The 13,661-nt window shown below is 73.1% G+C and carries 15 protein-coding genes; 7 read left to right on the forward strand and 8 right to left on the reverse strand.

Features of this window, described 5'->3' with window-relative positions; all coding sequences use genetic code 11:
* The first annotated feature begins 36 nt into the window (after window positions 1–36).
* The 5 genes from IT780_RS00095 (at window position 37) to IT780_RS00115 (ending at window position 4,412) form a co-directional block, all read left to right on the forward strand.
* The gene (locus IT780_RS00095) at window positions 37–1,386 is read left to right on the forward strand and encodes a carbohydrate-binding protein (protein WP_199509239.1); all 1,350 of its coding nucleotides are present in this window, start codon (window positions 37–39) and stop codon (window positions 1,384–1,386) included.
* A gap of 136 nt (window positions 1,387–1,522) precedes the next feature.
* Window positions 1,523–2,629, forward strand: coding sequence for an LLM class flavin-dependent oxidoreductase (locus IT780_RS00100; protein ID WP_199509241.1), 1,107 nt, complete (start codon window positions 1,523–1,525; stop codon window positions 2,627–2,629).
* A complete protein-coding gene (locus tag IT780_RS00105) occupies window positions 2,626–3,231 on the forward strand; it encodes an FMN reductase (protein ID WP_199509243.1) in 606 nt (201 codons plus the stop codon). The genes IT780_RS00100 and IT780_RS00105 overlap by 4 nt, the downstream gene beginning before the upstream one ends.
* 41 nt (window positions 3,232–3,272) lie before the next feature.
* A complete protein-coding gene (locus IT780_RS00110; protein WP_199509244.1) occupies window positions 3,273–3,845 on the forward strand; it encodes a histidine phosphatase family protein in 573 nt (190 codons plus the stop codon).
* A gap of 39 nt (window positions 3,846–3,884) precedes the next feature.
* The gene (locus tag IT780_RS00115) at window positions 3,885–4,412 is read left to right on the forward strand and encodes a DUF488 domain-containing protein (protein WP_199509246.1); all 528 of its coding nucleotides are present in this window, start codon (window positions 3,885–3,887) and stop codon (window positions 4,410–4,412) included.
* A 2-nt stretch (window positions 4,413–4,414) separates the two neighbouring features.
* Here IT780_RS00115 and IT780_RS00120 read toward each other — a convergent pair whose 3' ends face one another.
* The 4 genes from IT780_RS00120 to IT780_RS00135 form a co-directional block, all read right to left on the reverse strand.
* The gene (locus tag IT780_RS00120) at window positions 4,415–4,990 is read right to left on the reverse strand and encodes a TIGR03086 family metal-binding protein (RefSeq protein WP_199509248.1); all 576 of its coding nucleotides are present in this window, start codon (window positions 4,988–4,990) and stop codon (window positions 4,415–4,417) included.
* Window positions 4,977–5,444: an SRPBCC domain-containing protein gene (locus tag IT780_RS00125; protein WP_199509254.1), complete on the reverse strand. Its 468-nt coding sequence runs from the start codon at window positions 5,442–5,444 to the stop codon at window positions 4,977–4,979. Before IT780_RS00125 ends, IT780_RS00120 begins: the two co-directional genes overlap by 14 nt.
* On the reverse strand, window positions 5,441–5,782 hold the full coding sequence (locus tag IT780_RS00130) for an ArsR/SmtB family transcription factor (RefSeq protein ID WP_199509256.1): 342 nt from the start codon (window positions 5,780–5,782) through the stop codon (window positions 5,441–5,443). The genes IT780_RS00125 and IT780_RS00130 overlap by 4 nt, the downstream gene beginning before the upstream one ends.
* A gap of 76 nt (window positions 5,783–5,858) precedes the next feature.
* On the reverse strand, window positions 5,859–6,983 hold the full coding sequence (locus tag IT780_RS00135) for an ROK family transcriptional regulator (protein ID WP_307830970.1): 1,125 nt from the start codon (window positions 6,981–6,983) through the stop codon (window positions 5,859–5,861).
* Window positions 6,984–7,072: 89 nt separating this feature from the next.
* Here IT780_RS00135 and IT780_RS00140 point away from each other — a divergent pair, with 89 nt between their 5' ends.
* Entirely contained in the window at window positions 7,073–8,371 is a 1,299-nt protein-coding gene (locus tag IT780_RS00140; protein WP_307830971.1) for a DUF1479 domain-containing protein, read from the forward strand.
* Here IT780_RS00140 and IT780_RS43385 read toward each other — a convergent pair.
* The 4 genes from IT780_RS43385 to IT780_RS00160 form a co-directional block, all read right to left on the reverse strand.
* The gene (locus tag IT780_RS43385; protein WP_199510008.1) at window positions 8,364–8,597 is read right to left on the reverse strand and encodes an ester cyclase; all 234 of its coding nucleotides are present in this window, start codon (window positions 8,595–8,597) and stop codon (window positions 8,364–8,366) included. The two genes, IT780_RS00140 and IT780_RS43385, sit on opposite strands and share 8 nt — an antisense overlap.
* A gap of 10 nt (window positions 8,598–8,607) precedes the next feature.
* Complete coding sequence (locus IT780_RS00150) at window positions 8,608–10,398, reverse strand: L-lactate permease (RefSeq protein WP_199509257.1); 1,791 nt, start codon at window positions 10,396–10,398, stop codon at window positions 8,608–8,610.
* Window positions 10,399–10,544: 146 nt separating this feature from the next.
* On the reverse strand, window positions 10,545–11,624 hold the full coding sequence (locus tag IT780_RS00155; protein ID WP_199509258.1) for a carboxylate-amine ligase: 1,080 nt from the start codon (window positions 11,622–11,624) through the stop codon (window positions 10,545–10,547).
* On the reverse strand, window positions 11,621–12,562 hold the full coding sequence (locus IT780_RS00160; protein ID WP_199509259.1) for a methyltransferase: 942 nt from the start codon (window positions 12,560–12,562) through the stop codon (window positions 11,621–11,623). The genes IT780_RS00155 and IT780_RS00160 overlap by 4 nt, the downstream gene beginning before the upstream one ends.
* A gap of 87 nt (window positions 12,563–12,649) precedes the next feature.
* Between IT780_RS00160 and IT780_RS00165 the strand changes: the two genes are divergently transcribed.
* The gene (locus IT780_RS00165; protein ID WP_199509260.1) at window positions 12,650–13,651 is read left to right on the forward strand and encodes a LacI family DNA-binding transcriptional regulator; all 1,002 of its coding nucleotides are present in this window, start codon (window positions 12,650–12,652) and stop codon (window positions 13,649–13,651) included.
* The last annotated feature ends 10 nt before the right edge of the window (window positions 13,652–13,661 follow it).

Here is a 13,661-nt window from a genome sequence, read left to right on the forward strand (position 1 = left end):
GGACCTGCCTGGTCATCGATGCGTCAGGGAGTCGCCATGAGCAAACGACGGACCGTTCTCGCGCTGGTCACCGGCGCCGCGATGACCCTGGCGACGGCGGTGATCGCCGCCCCCGACGGCCTGGCCGCCGTGTCCGCCGCGCCGATGCGGGCGGCCGCCGTCGCCTGCTCCGCGCCGGTGTGGGCCGAGGGCAACACCTACACCGTGGGTACGCAGGTGACCTACGGCGGCCACCTCTACTCGGCGCTGGTCACCCACACCGCCTACGTGGGCGCCGACTGGAACCCGGCCGCCACCCCGTCGCTGTGGCGTGACCTGGGCGCCTGCACCGGCGGCACCACCCCGCCGACGACGCCCCCGACCACCCCGCCGACGACGCCTCCCACCACACCCCCGACGACCCCGCCCACCACGCCGCCGCCGGGCAGCACCACCTGCGCGGTCAAGTCGAAGCCGGCGGGCAAGGTTCTCGTCGGCTACTGGGAGAACTGGGACGGCGCGAGCAACGGCGTGCACCCCGGCCTCGGCTGGGTGCCGGTCACCGACTCCCGGCTCAAGCAGCACGGCTACAACGTGCTCAACCTCGCCTTCCCGGTGATCCGCTCCGACGGCACGGTGCTCTGGGAGAACGGCATGGACGCCGGCGTGAAGGTCGCCACGCCCGCCGAGATGTGTACGGCCAAGGCGAACGGCGCGACGCTGCTCATGTCCATCGGCGGCGCGGCGGCCGGCATCGATCTCAGCTCCAGCGTCGTCGCGGACCATTTCGTGGCGACCATCGTGCCGATCCTGAAGCAGTACAACTTCGACGGCATCGACATCGACATCGAGACCGGGCTCTCCGGCAGTGGCAGCATCGGCACGCTGTCGGCGTCGCAGGCCAACCTGATCCGCATCATCGACGGCGTGCTCGCGCAGATGCCCTCGAACTTCGGCCTCACCATGGCGCCGGAGACCGCGTACGTCACCGGCGGCAGCGTCACGTACGGCTCGATCTGGGGCGCGTACCTGCCGATCATCAAGAAGTACGCGGACAACGGCCGGCTCTGGTGGCTGAACATGCAGTACTACAACGGCAGCATGTACGGCTGCGCCGGCGACTCGTACGCGGCCGGCACGGTCCAGGGCTTCGTGACGCAGACCCAGTGCCTGAACAACGGCCTGGTCATCCAGGGCACGACGATCCGGGTGCCGTACGACAAGCAGGTCCCCGGCCTCCCGGCGCAGCAGGGCGCGGGCGGGGGCTACATGAGCCCGGCGCTGGTGAGCCAGGCGTGGAACGGGCTGGGCGGCAACCTCAAAGGGCTGATGACCTGGTCGGCGAACTGGGACGGCTCGAAGGGCTGGACCTTCGGCGACAACGTGAAGGCTCTGCAGGGCCGCTGACCTCCGTACCGCTGAAACGGCTCCCCGGGTGACCACCCGGGGAGCCGTTCTTTGACTGTGAAATAATTGCGGTGTCAAAGAGGTTGTGCGGGGCAAGTCCGGGACCGGTGGTCCCGACCGGAAGCTGGAGGACGTCATGCAGTTCGGGATCTTCACCGTCGGCGACGTCACGCCCGACCCGACGACCGGGCGGGCGCCGACCGAGCACGAGCGGATCAAGGCGATGGTGACGATCGCCAAGAAGGCCGAGGAGGTCGGGCTGGACGTGTTCGCCACCGGCGAGCACCACAACGAGCCGTTCGTGCCGTCCTCGCCCACGACGATGCTCGGTTACATCGCCGCGCAGACGTCCACGCTGCTGCTGAGCACCTCGACCACGCTGATCACCACGAACGACCCGGTGAAGATCGCCGAGGACTACGCGATGCTGCAGCACCTCGCCGACGGCCGCGTCGACCTCATGATGGGCCGCGGCAACACCGGGCCCGTGTACCCGTGGTTCGGCAAGGACATCCGCGCCGGGATCCCCCTGGCCATCGAGAACTACGCGCTGCTGCACAAGCTGTGGCGCGAGCACGTGGTCGACTGGAAGGGCAAGTACCGTACGCCGCTGCAGTCGTTCACCTCGACGCCGCGCCCGCTCGACGGGATCCCGCCGTTCGTCTGGCACGGCTCGATCCGCAGCCCCGAGATCGCCGAGCAGGCCGCGTACTACGGCGACGGCTTCTTCGCCAACCACATCTTCTGGCCGGCCTCGCACACCCAGCGGATGATCGCGCTCTACCGCGAGCGCTGGGCCCACTACGGCCACGGCGGCGCCGACCAGGCGATCGTCGGCCTCGGCGGTCAGGTCTTCATCCGCCCCAACAGCCAGGACGCGGTCAAGGAATTCCGGCCGTACTTCGACAACGCGCCGGTCTACGGCCACGGCCCGTCGCTCGAGGACTTCACCCGCGAGACGCCGCTCACCGTCGGCAGCCCGCAGCAGGTCATCGACCGTACGCTCGGCTTCCGCGAGTACGTCGGCGACTACCAGCGCCAGCTGTTCCTGATGGACCACGCCGGGCTGCCGCTCAAGACCGTCCTCGAGCAGCTCGACCTGCTCGGCGAGGAGGTCGTACCGGTGCTCCGCAAGGAGTTCGCGGCGCTCAAGCCGGCACACGTCCCCGACGCCCCCACCCACGCTTCGCTGCTCGCCGCCCGTGCGGCCGCGTCCGACCAGCAGGAGGTTCCGGTCGCATGACCGAGCGCACCCTCGTCGTCGTCACCGCGGGGCTCAGCCAGCCCTCCTCCACCCGCCTGCTCGCGGACCGGCTGTCCGCGGCGGCGGTGGAGCAGGCCGCCACGCTCGGCGTCGACCTCGCCGTCCGCGTCGTCGAGCTCCGCGACGTCGCCCACGACCTGATGGACCACCTGCTCACCGGCTTCCCGCCGGCGCAGCTCCGCGAGGCGCTGGACGCGGTCGCGGCGGCGGACGGCCTGATCGCCGTGTCCCCGATCTTCAACGCCTCGTACAGCGGGCTGTTCAAGTCGTTCTTCGACGTGGTCGAGAAGGACGCGCTGCGGGACAAGCCGGTGCTGCTCGCCGCGACCGGTGGCACGGCGCGGCACTCGCTCGCCCTGGAGCACGCGATGCGGCCGATGTTCGCGTACCTGCGGGCGGCCACCGTCGCGACGCCGGTGTTCGCGGCATCCGAGGACTGGGGTGGCGAGGACGAGCTGCGTACGCGCATCGACCGCGCCGCCGGGGAACTCGCCCGCGAGATCGGCCGCCGCGAGCCCGCCCGGGTCACCGACCCGTTCGCGCTGACGACGTCGTTCGAGGAGCTGCTCGCGGGAAACTGAGCGTTTTCGGGGTACTGGTACCGGGACCGACAGGGGGAGACATGGCGGAGATCGTGCTGGTCCGGCACGGGCAGACCGAGTGGAGTGCGGCCGGCAAGCACACCTCGTACACGGATCTGGACTTGACCGCGACCGGGAGGCAGCAGGCCCGCGAGGCCGGCAAGCGGCTGCAGGGCCGCACGTTCGCCGCCGTGATCTCGAGCCCGTGCCGGCGGGCCCTGCGCACCGCCGAGCTCGCCGGGCTGACGGTCACCGAGACCACCGAGGACCTCGCCGAGTGGAACTACGGCGAGTACGAGGGCATCACCACCCCGGAGATCCGCGAGACCCGCCCCGGCTGGTCGCTCTGGACCGACGGCTGCCCCGGCGGCGAGTCCCCGGAGCAGGTGGGGGAGCGGCTCGACCGGGTGCTCGCCCGGGCCCGCGAGCTGCTGGACGGCGGCGACGTCGCGCTGATCGCCCACGGACACAGCCTGCGCGTCGCGGGCGCCCGGTGGATCGGGCTGCCGCCCAGCGGCGGCGGCCTGCTGAAGCTGGACACGGCGACGCTGTGCACGCTCGGCTTCGACCACGGCACTCCGGCCATCGACACCTGGAACGCCCCGGCCACCTGACAGGGGTGGCTTTTCCGCCCGGCCGGGTAATGCGGGCCTGTGGGAACGGGTCTGATCACCGTGGGGCACGGCACCGCCGGGCAGCAGGAGCTCACGTCGCTGCTGCGCGGCGCGGACGTGCACCTGCTCGTCGACGTCCGCCGCTTTCCCGGCAGCCGGGCGCATCCGCACGTCGGCCGGGACGCCCTGGAGCGGTGGCTGCCCGAGGCCGGGATCTCCTACCGCTGGGAACCGCGGCTCGGTGGCCGGCGTTCCGCACCGGCTGACTCGCCGGACGTGTGGTGGCAGGTCCCGGCGTTCCGCGGGTACGCGGCGTACATGCGGACGCCGGAGTTCCTGGCGGGGGCCGACGCGCTGGTGGCCGAGGCCGAGACCGTCCGCACCGCGGTGATGTGCAGCGAGACGCTGTGGTGGCGCTGTCACCGGCGCATGCTGTCGGACCACCTGGTGCTGATCCGCGGGCTGGCCGTCGACCACCTCGACCACCGTGGCGCGCTCAGCGCCCACCGCGTGGCGGCGGGAGCGCGGACGGCCTGCGAGGGTTTGCTGGTCTACGACGCCGGCTGAGCTCAGGCGGCCGTCCAGAACGGGTCGCGGCCGATGAAGCCGATCAGCCGGGTCTGCGCGTCCGCGTCCGCCGGGACGGGTACGCGGGGCCCGTACTGGCCGGAGGCGCGCAACATCTCGTCCAGCGGCTCCATCCCGGCCAGCAGCATCGCGCAGAACTCGGGGTCGAGGCGGTCGTCCTGGCCGGTCGCGCGGGCCAGGTCCCAGGTGTGCAGGAACACGTCGGTGGTGTAGAACCGGTCGATCGCCTGGTCCAGCGGGAGCTCGCCGATGTGCGGGTTGGACAGCGTGCGGGCCGGGGTCGCCGGGTCGTCCAGCACGGCCTGTACCACGTCGCAGTGCGCCTGCCAGGCGGCGGCCGGGCCGGCGTCCACGTCCGGGACGGCGGGCAGGCGCACGTCGGAGCCGCCGGCGAGCAGCGCGGGCAGCCACTCGACGAGGTGGCGGACGACGTCACGCGCCTTCCAGCCGGCGACCGGTGCGTCCGCGTCCCAGTTCTTCGCGGCCCGGACCCGGTCGGTGAACGTACCGGTGATCTGGCGGTGCCGGTCCGCGGGACCGAGGTCAGAGAGCGCCATGGGTGAGCAACCTTTCGAGTTTGGTGTATCCGTCGTTGAGCCCGGTCTCCATGCCGCTCCTCAGCCAGGCGTCGCGGCCCTCGAAGGTGTCCAGCAGGGATTGGGTGCGCAGCCGCGTACGGCCGGTGCCCAGGTCCTCGAACCACAGCGTCTCGAGCGCCACCCCGTCGGGCTCGGCCTCGTAGGTGAACGTCTGCACGATCCGGTCGGCGCGGATGTCGTGGAAGCAGCCGCGGAACGCGTATTGCTCGTCGCCTCGCTCGGAGACGTAGCGGAAGCTGCCGCCGGGACGGGCGTCCCAGTGGTCGACGCGCGTGCGCAGGCTGTCCGGGCCGACCCAGCGCACGAACAGCTCCGGGTCGGTGTGCGCGCGCAGCAACTGCGCCGGGGTGGCCGTGAAGTCGCGGGTGATGCGGATGACCGGAAGCGTGGGGTCCGCCTCGATGCTCGTCATGGCTGGTCCTCCTCGTCCTCGGTCATCGCCGCCAGGACCGTGTCGAGGCGCTGGTACCGCTCCTCGGCCCGGCGGCGGTACCGCTCAATCCACTCGTCGAGCAGGTCCAGCGCCGCGGTCTCCAGATGCACCGGGCGTGGTTGCGGCCCCGGCGGCCGGCGCACCACGCCGGCGTCCTCGAGCACCCGGAGATGCTTGTACACCGCCTGCAGGCTCATCCGGTACGGCTCGGCGAGCTGGTTGACGGTGGCGTCGGCGACCGAGAGCCGCGCGACCATGTCGCGGCGGGTCGGGTCGGCCAGCGCGGAGAAGACCTTGGACAGGGTGTCGAGCGGCATCTGACGTGCTCGTTTCAACTGATTGGTTTAAACGAACCGTAGCCCTGTGCGCCGCCCTGGTCAAGGACCCGCGCGGCTACGACGGAATGGCATGCGCGGCGCCCGCCGCGGCGACGATGGCCGCCCGCAGCCGGCTCGCGGCGTCCAGGCGCGCGCCCGTCAGCGCCGGCAGTGCCGTCGTCGCCGCGGCCCGGATCGCCACCTTCCGGGGGCCGCCTGCGAAGCCGGCGCGGACCGCGTCGAGGATCGCCTCGTTGCCGCCCCACGGCCCGCCGACGACGACCGCGGCCGGATCGGCCAGCGCGACCAGGGCAGCGATGACCCCGCCGAGCGCCCGGCCGAGGGCCTCCCGCAGCGGTGGCGACGCCGTGGCGGCGGACAGCAGGCGGTCGACGTCGATGGCGGCCGAGCCGGGCCGGTGCAGTCCGAGCTCGGCGAACACGCCGGTCAGCGGCATGGCGCGGCCCTGCGGGCCGGTGGTGACCAGGTGCGCGATCTCGCCGGCCAGACCCGTGGCGCCGCGGCGCACCTCGCCGTCGCTGACCAGCGCGCAGCCCAGGCCCTCGCCCAGGTAGAGGTAGGCGAAGTCGGCGAGCGGTGGATTCGCCGCGGCGCGTTCGGCCTGCGCGGCCCAGTTGACGTCGTTGTCGACCGCGACCGGGCCGGTCACGTACGGCGCGAGCACCGTGACGGGATCGAGCTCGCCCACGAGGAACGGCGCGTCCGGCAGCTGGACGAGCCGCCCGGTGGCCCGGTCGACGGGGTCGGCGGCGCTGACCACCGCCAGCCGCGGCGGTGCCGGGGCCCGGGTGGCGGCGTCCGCGGCGACGGTGCGCACCGCGGCGGCGACCTGGGCGGGGCGGGCGGGCCTGCTGATCTCCTGCTCGGCGCGGGCGGCCACCTCGCCGTACGCGTCGACGGCCTCGGCGATGACGCCTTCCGGGCCGATGCCGACCGCGAGCGCCGTGCCGACGTCCTGCCGGAGCGCGTAATAGGACCCGACCCGCCCGCGCCCGCGCCCACCGGCGGTGCGTTCCCCGGTGTCCGCGATCAAGCCGGCGTCGGTGAGGCGGCGCACGCTCTCGCCCGCCGTGGGCTTGGAGATGCCGATCAGCACGGCCAGCTCGGCGCGGGTCAGGCGGCGGTGCTCCATGAGCGTGCGCAGGACGCGTTCGTCGGTCGTCGCGCGTACGAGGTCCACGTGCCGATTCTAGTCAGGGCTCTTGCCTGGAAAGCGCGGCGCGCCGTACAGTCGTTCAAGTAAGGAGAGCTGACTAGAAGGAGCCGCCCGTGTCCGCCCCGACCCTCCCCAGCGCCACCGGCCTGCCCGCCCTCCCGCACTGGGAGCAGACCCCCGAGGACCTCAAGGTGGCGATCCGGGAGATCAAGACCGCCCTGCGGGCCCGGATCGCCGCTTCCGGCCGTACCGTCGACGAGGTCTTCGCCGTCGTCGAGCAGCAGGTCAAGGCGGAGGTGGAGGAGATCAAGGCCGCGCGCGAGCGAGGCGAGACCGTCTGGCCGGTCATCGAGTACGCCGACATCGCCGCCGGCACCGTGCCGGCCGAGACCGTCGCGAAGCTGAAGCGGCGCGGCTGCGCCGTGATCCGCGGGCACTTCGACCGCGAGCAGGCGCTCGGGTGGGACCGCGACATCCTCGAATACGTCGAGGGCAACCGGTTCTTCGAGAACTACCGCGGCCCCGGTGACGACTTCTTCGGCAGCGTCGGCTCGAAGCCGGAGATCTACCCGATCTACTGGTCGCCGGCGCAGATGCAGGCGCGGCAGAGCGACCGGATGGCGCGCGTGCAGGCGTTCCTCAACGGCCAGTGGAAGCACACCTCCGAGGGTGTGCAGTGGTTCGATCCGGAGCGCGACTCGCTCTACCCCGACCGGATCCGCCGCCGCCCGGAGGGCGCGTCGTCGAAGGGCCTCGGTACGCACCTCGACCCGGGCACGCTCGACCTGTGGATGACCTCGGCGTACCAGAAGGCGTTCCGGCACCTGTTCGACGGCACGGTCGAGCAGTACGACCCGTGGGACGCCGCTTACCGTACGGACGGCCCGCAGTACCCGGGCAGCACCATGTGCTCGGCGTTCCGCACCTTCCAGGGCTGGACCGCACTCTCCGACATGGACCACGACCAGGGCGTGCTGCACACCGTCCCGATCCCGGGCGCGATGGCCTACCTGATGCTGCGCCCGCTGCTGGCCGACGTGCCCGACGACGACATGTGCGGCGTCACCGTCAACCAGGTCTTCCCGGCGAGCGAGAAGTGGCACCCGCTGCTGATGGAGGCCGTGAGCGGCATCCCCGACGTCCGCGCCGGCGACTCGGTCTGGTGGCACTGCGACATGATCCACAGCGTGGCACCGGTCGAGAACCAGCGAGGCTGGGGCAACGTCATGTACATCCCCGCCGCGCCGTGGTGCCCCCGCAACGAGAAGTACGCGGCGAGCGTGCGCGCGGCGTTCGAGGCGGGGAACAGCCCGAGCGACTTCCCGGAGGAGCACTACGAGAGCACGTGGCCCAACCGGTTCACGGAGGCGGACCTGAACGAGACAGGCCGGCGAGGGCTCGGCCTCAGCTGACCGGACCGGCCTCCCGGAGCTGCTGCTGGACGGCGAAGCGGTCGATCAGGGAGGCCACCGCGGCGATCCGGCCGTCGCGGAACTCGTAGAAGACGTGTTCCGCGAAGGTCAGCCGCTGCCCGTTCGGCGAGAAGCTCAGGAACTCGCCCTGCGGGGTGCACTCGAAGAGGATGCGGCAGGCGATCCGGTTGCCGGCCGCGACACTGATGCGGGCGTCGTAGAACAGGTCCTCACGGTCAGGGCACCATCCAGCCGAGCACCGGCGTGCCCTGCAGCGTCACCAGGATGCACATCACCAGGAGCAGCAGCAGGCTCCAGCCCACCACCCGGCGGAAGATGTCGCCCTCGCGGCCCGCCATGCCGACCGCCGACGCCGCGATCGCCAGGTTCTGCGGGCTGATCATCTTGCCGAGCACGCCGCCCGAGGAGTTCGCCGCGGCGAGCAGCAGCGGGTCAAGGCCCGCGCGGTCGGCGGTCTGCACCTGCAGCGCCCCGAAGAGCGCGTTGGCCGAGGTGTCCGACCCGGTGACGGCCACGCCGATCCAGCCGAGCATCGAGGAGAGGAAGACGAACAGCCCGCCCGCGGCGGCCAGGAACTCGCCGAGCGTGTTGGTCTGGCCGCTCTGGTTCAGCACGTACGCGAGGGCCAGCACCGCCATCACGGTCACGATGGCGTGGCGCAGCTCGACGTACGTGTCGGCGTACGCCCTGAGGGCCCGGCCCGGACGGATGCGCAACACGACCGCGGTGAGCAGGCCCGCCAGGATCATCAGCGTGCCGGCCGCGGGCAGCCAGCCCAGGGTGAACGTGGTCGATGACAGCGGCTTGCCGCTCGCGCCGTACACGTGCAGGCCGGGCCAGGCGAACGCCTGCGTCCACGGCTCCTTGGCGAGCGCCGACTTGATCGCGCCGATGTTCGCGATCGAGAAGATCACGATGATGATCAGGTACGGGGCGTAGGCGCGGGCCACCTCGGCGCCGGAGTCGCGGCGCTCGGCCGTGGCGACGACGGGCCCGGCGGGTGCGGGCCGGCCGGGGGAGGGCCGGGCGGGGGAGGGCCGGGCGTCCGGACGGCTGTCCGAGGCCGCGGGCGCGTCGGCGGGGCGCCCGGAGGCCGGGCCGGTCGCCTGGGCGGCGGGGGCGCCGCGCGCGGGTTCGCGCAGGTCCGGGGTCTCCGCGGGCCGCCAGAACCGCAGCAGCAGCACGACGGCCGCGGCCGCGAGCAGCGCCGCGATGATGTCCGTCAGCGGCACCGACACGTAGTTGGAGGCCAGGAACTGGCCCGCGGCAAACACCACGCCGGCCACCGCCGCCGCCGGCCAGGTCTGCCGGACGCCGCGGCGGCCGTCGATGACCGCGACGAGGACCAGGGGTACGACCACCGCGAGCAGCGGCGTCTGCCGGCCGACCATCGCGCCGAGCGTCTCCGTGGTGAGCCTCGGGTCGTCGCTGGCGCCCGACGTCACCGTGCCGAGCGTGACGATCGGGGTCGCCAGGGCGCCGAACGCGACGGGGGCGGTGTTGGCGATGAGCGCGACCGAGGCCGCGCGCAGCGGCGGGAAGCCCAGGGCCATCAGCATGACCACGGTGACCGCGACCGGGGTGCCGAAGCCGGCGAGCGCCTCGAGCAGGGCCCCGAAGCAGAACGCGACGATGATGGCCTGGATGCGCATGTCCGGGCTGACCCGTTCCATCGAGCGGCGCAGCACGTCGAAGTGGCCGCTGACGACGGTCAGGTTGTAGACCCAGATGGCGTTGAGCACGATCCACAGGATCGGGAAGAAGCCGAACGCGGCGCCCTCGCTCGCCGACAGCAGCGCCTGCCCGACCGGCATGGAGTAGATGGCCACGGCGACGACGAGCGCGACCACCAGCGAGATCAGCCCGGCCAGCCAGGCGCGCATGCGGACCGCGCCGAGCAGCACGAACAGGGTGAGCAGGGGCAGGACCGCGAAGATGGCCGAGAGCGCCACGGAGCCGGCGACGGGGTCGGTCACGATCGTGAACTGATCCGACATGGCTGCCATCCAGGATCGTCAATGATTCCTGATGGCAATGTAACCGGTGATCGGCTACGGCGGAACCGCCACGCGTCCGGATCGCCCCGGCGATCGCACAGAGCCGCGCCACTACGCCGCGACGGCGGTGCGGCGATCGCGCGAGGCGGGGGCCGCTACGGCGAGACGGCGATCGCGCGCAGGACCGCGGGGAGGTCGCCCTCGCGGGCGAGCAGGCGGCGCTGCCGGCCGGCCCCGGTGCCCTCGGCGCGGACGTGGTCCAGGCCCGCCACGACGGCCGCCTCGTCGCCCAGCCGCCGCAGCGCCGGGCTCACCAGCGCCAGCAGGTCGGCGACCAGGTCCCAGGCCGGGCGGGCGTCGCCCGTACGCGGGTCGAGCAGCGTGCCGTCCATGCCCGAGTGCGCGGCGTTCCAGTGCGCGGCCTCGAGGAGGTGGTCCGCGATCGGCGCCGGCGGCCGGCCCCCACCGAGGAACGTGGCGACCAGGCCGCGGATCAGGGCGGCGAGCAGCACAGTGTCGGCGGGCGCGGGGCAGACGTCGGCGACCCGCACCTCGACCGTGGGGTACGTGGCCGACGGACGCGCGTACCAGAGGACCATGCTCTGGTCGAGCATCGCGCCCGAGACCACCAGCGACGCGACCGTACGGTCGTAGTCGGCGCCGGACGTGAACGCGGGGGTGGGCCCGAGCGCGGGCCAGCGCTTGAGCTGCAACGACCGCCAGCTCGCGTGGCCGGTGTCGGCGCCGGCGTAGAACGGCGAGTTGGCCGTGAGCGCCTGCAGTACGGGCAGCCACGGCCGCAGCTCGGTGCAGACGCGCACGGCGGTCTCGCGGTCGGGCACTCCCACGTGGACGTGGCAGCCGCAGACGGCGGCGTCGTACGCGATCGGGCCGTAGTGCCGGGCGATGGCGCGGAACCGCGGATCGTCGGCCGGCTCCCGGACCGGTTCGGCGACCGGCGTGGCCCCGACCGGCACCAGCAGCGCGCCCGCCTCCGCCGCCGCGTCCGCCGCGGCCCGGCGCAGCCCGGTCAGCTCGCTGCCGAGGCCGGCCAGATCGGTGCACACCGGCGTGACCATCTCCAGCATGCTGAGGCGGAACTCCAGCCGGCTCTGCCCGCGGGCCGCGTCGCTCAGCGCGGCGATCACCTTCGGCACCACCGGCGCGTTGTGGCCGGTGACGGGGTCGAGCAGGAGGAACTCCTCCTCGACCCCCAGCGTCAGCCCGGAGGTCACCGGCGGGTCGCGATCAGCACGACCACCGCGATGCGTTCGGCGTGCGCGTACGCCTCGCCGTCGAGCTCCTCGCCGTACACGTCGGGATCCACCTCGCGATAGTCCCACTGGAGGTCACCGCCCGCGAGGCGTTCCGTCGCGGCCGCCCGCAGCGGGTCGTGCCCGTCGACGATGCCCGTACCGCTGAACAGCACGAGCGAACCGCCCGGGGCGAGCCGTTCCTTCGCCGCGTCGAGGATCTTCAGCGACAGGCCGTGCCCCTCGGGGCCGCCGCCGTCGCGGTACGCCCGCCCGGCCGGGTCGATCATGAACGGTGGATTGGAGATGATCAGGTCGAAGTCGCCGTCCACGCCCGACAGCAGGTCGCTGTGGCACGGCTTGACGTTCGCCACCCCGGCCAGCGCCGTGTTGACCTCGGTGAAGCGCAGCGCGGCGGCGTTGATGTCGACACCCAGCACGTCGGCGCCGGGCGCCCGCTTGGCGACCGTGATCGCCCCGGCGCCGGTGCCACAGCCGATGTCGACCGCCCGCCGCACCGGTCGCTCGCGCCGCTCGACGTGCGCGGCGGCGGCGTCGGCCATCCGGTAGGTGTCCGGGCCGAAGAACACCGAGTCCGGCGCGTCGGTGGGGAACGCGGAGTGGACGAACAGCTCGCCGTCGTAGCTGGAGAACCGTACGCGGCTGCGCCAGTGCTCGCCGGAACGGTCGAGAACACCGGCGGCGTCCATCAGGCCGACGATGCCGGCGGGCAGCATCGCGGGGTCGAAGGGGCGGCTCCACCCGAGCACGTCACGCAGGTCGCGGGCGAGCGCGTTGCGCGGGCGGCGGTTGACCCGGGCGTGGGTGGCCGGGGTGACGGTGGTGAAGGCGTACCCGAGGTCCTTGAGCGCGACGCCCAGCTCCTGCAGGGCGGTCACGGCGGTCGGCGTCGTGATCATGTGCCCGTGCATGCCCAGCAATACACCGAATAATCCGGGGTTCCCGGCGCCGCCGCGCGGCGGAACTGACACGTATAACCTGTCGCCATGACGGACGCTCCGGGCCGCCGCGTGACCAGCGCCGACGTGGCACGCGTCGCGGGGGTGTCGCGGGCGACGGTCAGCTACGTCCTCAACGACACCCCGGGCCAGACGATCTCCGGCGCCACCCGGGCGCGGGTCCGCGACGCCGCCGCCCTGCTGGGGTACGCGCCCTCGGCGGCCGCCCGCGCGCTGCGTACCGGCCGCTCCGACGTGGTGCTGTGCCTGCTGCCCGACTGGCCGATCGGGCAGGAGGTCGGCAACCTGCTCACCCACCTGTCCACCGAGCTCGCCCGCGCCGGGCTGACGTTCGTCGTGCACCCCGGCACCGGCGGGCAACCGCCGGGCACCGAGCTGTGGAAGGCGATCACCCCGGCGGCCGTGCTCGCCTTCACCGGCTTCTCCGACGCCGAGATCGCCGCGATGGGCGCCGCCGGGGTGGCGCTGGTCGTGGCCCTGCTCGGCCCCGGACCCCGACCCGCACGCGAGCTGCAGGTGCCGCAGGAGCGGATCGGGCGCCTGCAGGCCGCGCACCTCGCGGACGCGGGGCACGTCCGGCTCGGGTACGCGTACCCCGACGACGCCCGGGTGCGCATCTTCGCCGAGCCCCGCCTCGAGGGGGTCCGCGCCGCGTGCGCCGAACGGGCCCTGCCCGAGCCCGAGGTGTACTCCGTCGCGCTCGAGACCGAGTCCGCCGAGGCGGCGGTACGCGCGTGGCGCTCGGCCGGCGTGACCGCGGTGTGCGCGTACAACGACGACGTGGCCCTGGCCGTGCTGGCCGGGATGCGCGGCACCGGCCTGGCCGCCCCCGCAGGGCTCGCGCTGATCGGCGTCGACGACCTCCCGGCGGCGCGCCTCGCCGCGCCGCCGCTGAGCACCGTGACCACCGACCAGCGGGCCGTGGCCGCCCACCTCGCCGCCACGGTCGCCGCCGCCGTCCACGGCGGTGAGCGGCCCGCCCTCGACGCCGCGGGGGTGGTCCGCGTCGTCCGGCGAGCGTCCACCTGAGACAGCCCCT

Origin of the sequence: Nucisporomicrobium flavum (genome assembly GCF_016464385.1) — a bacterium.
Classification (GTDB): domain Bacteria; phylum Actinomycetota; class Actinomycetes; order Mycobacteriales; family Micromonosporaceae; genus Actinoplanes; species Actinoplanes flavus_A.

Excerpts from the sequence above, each read along its gene's own strand:
- IT780_RS00165 (WP_199509260.1), top strand. The coding sequence starts at position 12,650 with ATGACGGACGCTCCGGGCCGCCGCGTGACCAGCGCCGACGTGGCACGC.
- IT780_RS00100 (WP_199509241.1), top strand. The coding sequence starts at position 1,523 with ATGCAGTTCGGGATCTTCACCGTCGGCGACGTCACGCCCGACCCGACG.
- IT780_RS00110 (WP_199509244.1), top strand. The coding sequence starts at position 3,273 with ATGGCGGAGATCGTGCTGGTCCGGCACGGGCAGACCGAGTGGAGTGCG.
- IT780_RS00130 (WP_199509256.1), bottom strand. The coding sequence starts at position 5,782 with ATGCCGCTCGACACCCTGTCCAAGGTCTTCTCCGCGCTGGCCGACCCG.
- IT780_RS00150 (WP_199509257.1), bottom strand. The coding sequence starts at position 10,398 with ATGGCAGCCATGTCGGATCAGTTCACGATCGTGACCGACCCCGTCGCC.
- IT780_RS00125 (WP_199509254.1), bottom strand. The coding sequence starts at position 5,444 with ATGACGAGCATCGAGGCGGACCCCACGCTTCCGGTCATCCGCATCACC.
- IT780_RS00095 (WP_199509239.1), top strand. The coding sequence starts at position 37 with ATGAGCAAACGACGGACCGTTCTCGCGCTGGTCACCGGCGCCGCGATG.
- IT780_RS00160 (WP_199509259.1), bottom strand. The coding sequence starts at position 12,562 with ATGATCACGACGCCGACCGCCGTGACCGCCCTGCAGGAGCTGGGCGTC.
- IT780_RS00120 (WP_199509248.1), bottom strand. The coding sequence starts at position 4,990 with ATGGCGCTCTCTGACCTCGGTCCCGCGGACCGGCACCGCCAGATCACC.
- IT780_RS00105 (WP_199509243.1), top strand. The coding sequence starts at position 2,626 with ATGACCGAGCGCACCCTCGTCGTCGTCACCGCGGGGCTCAGCCAGCCC.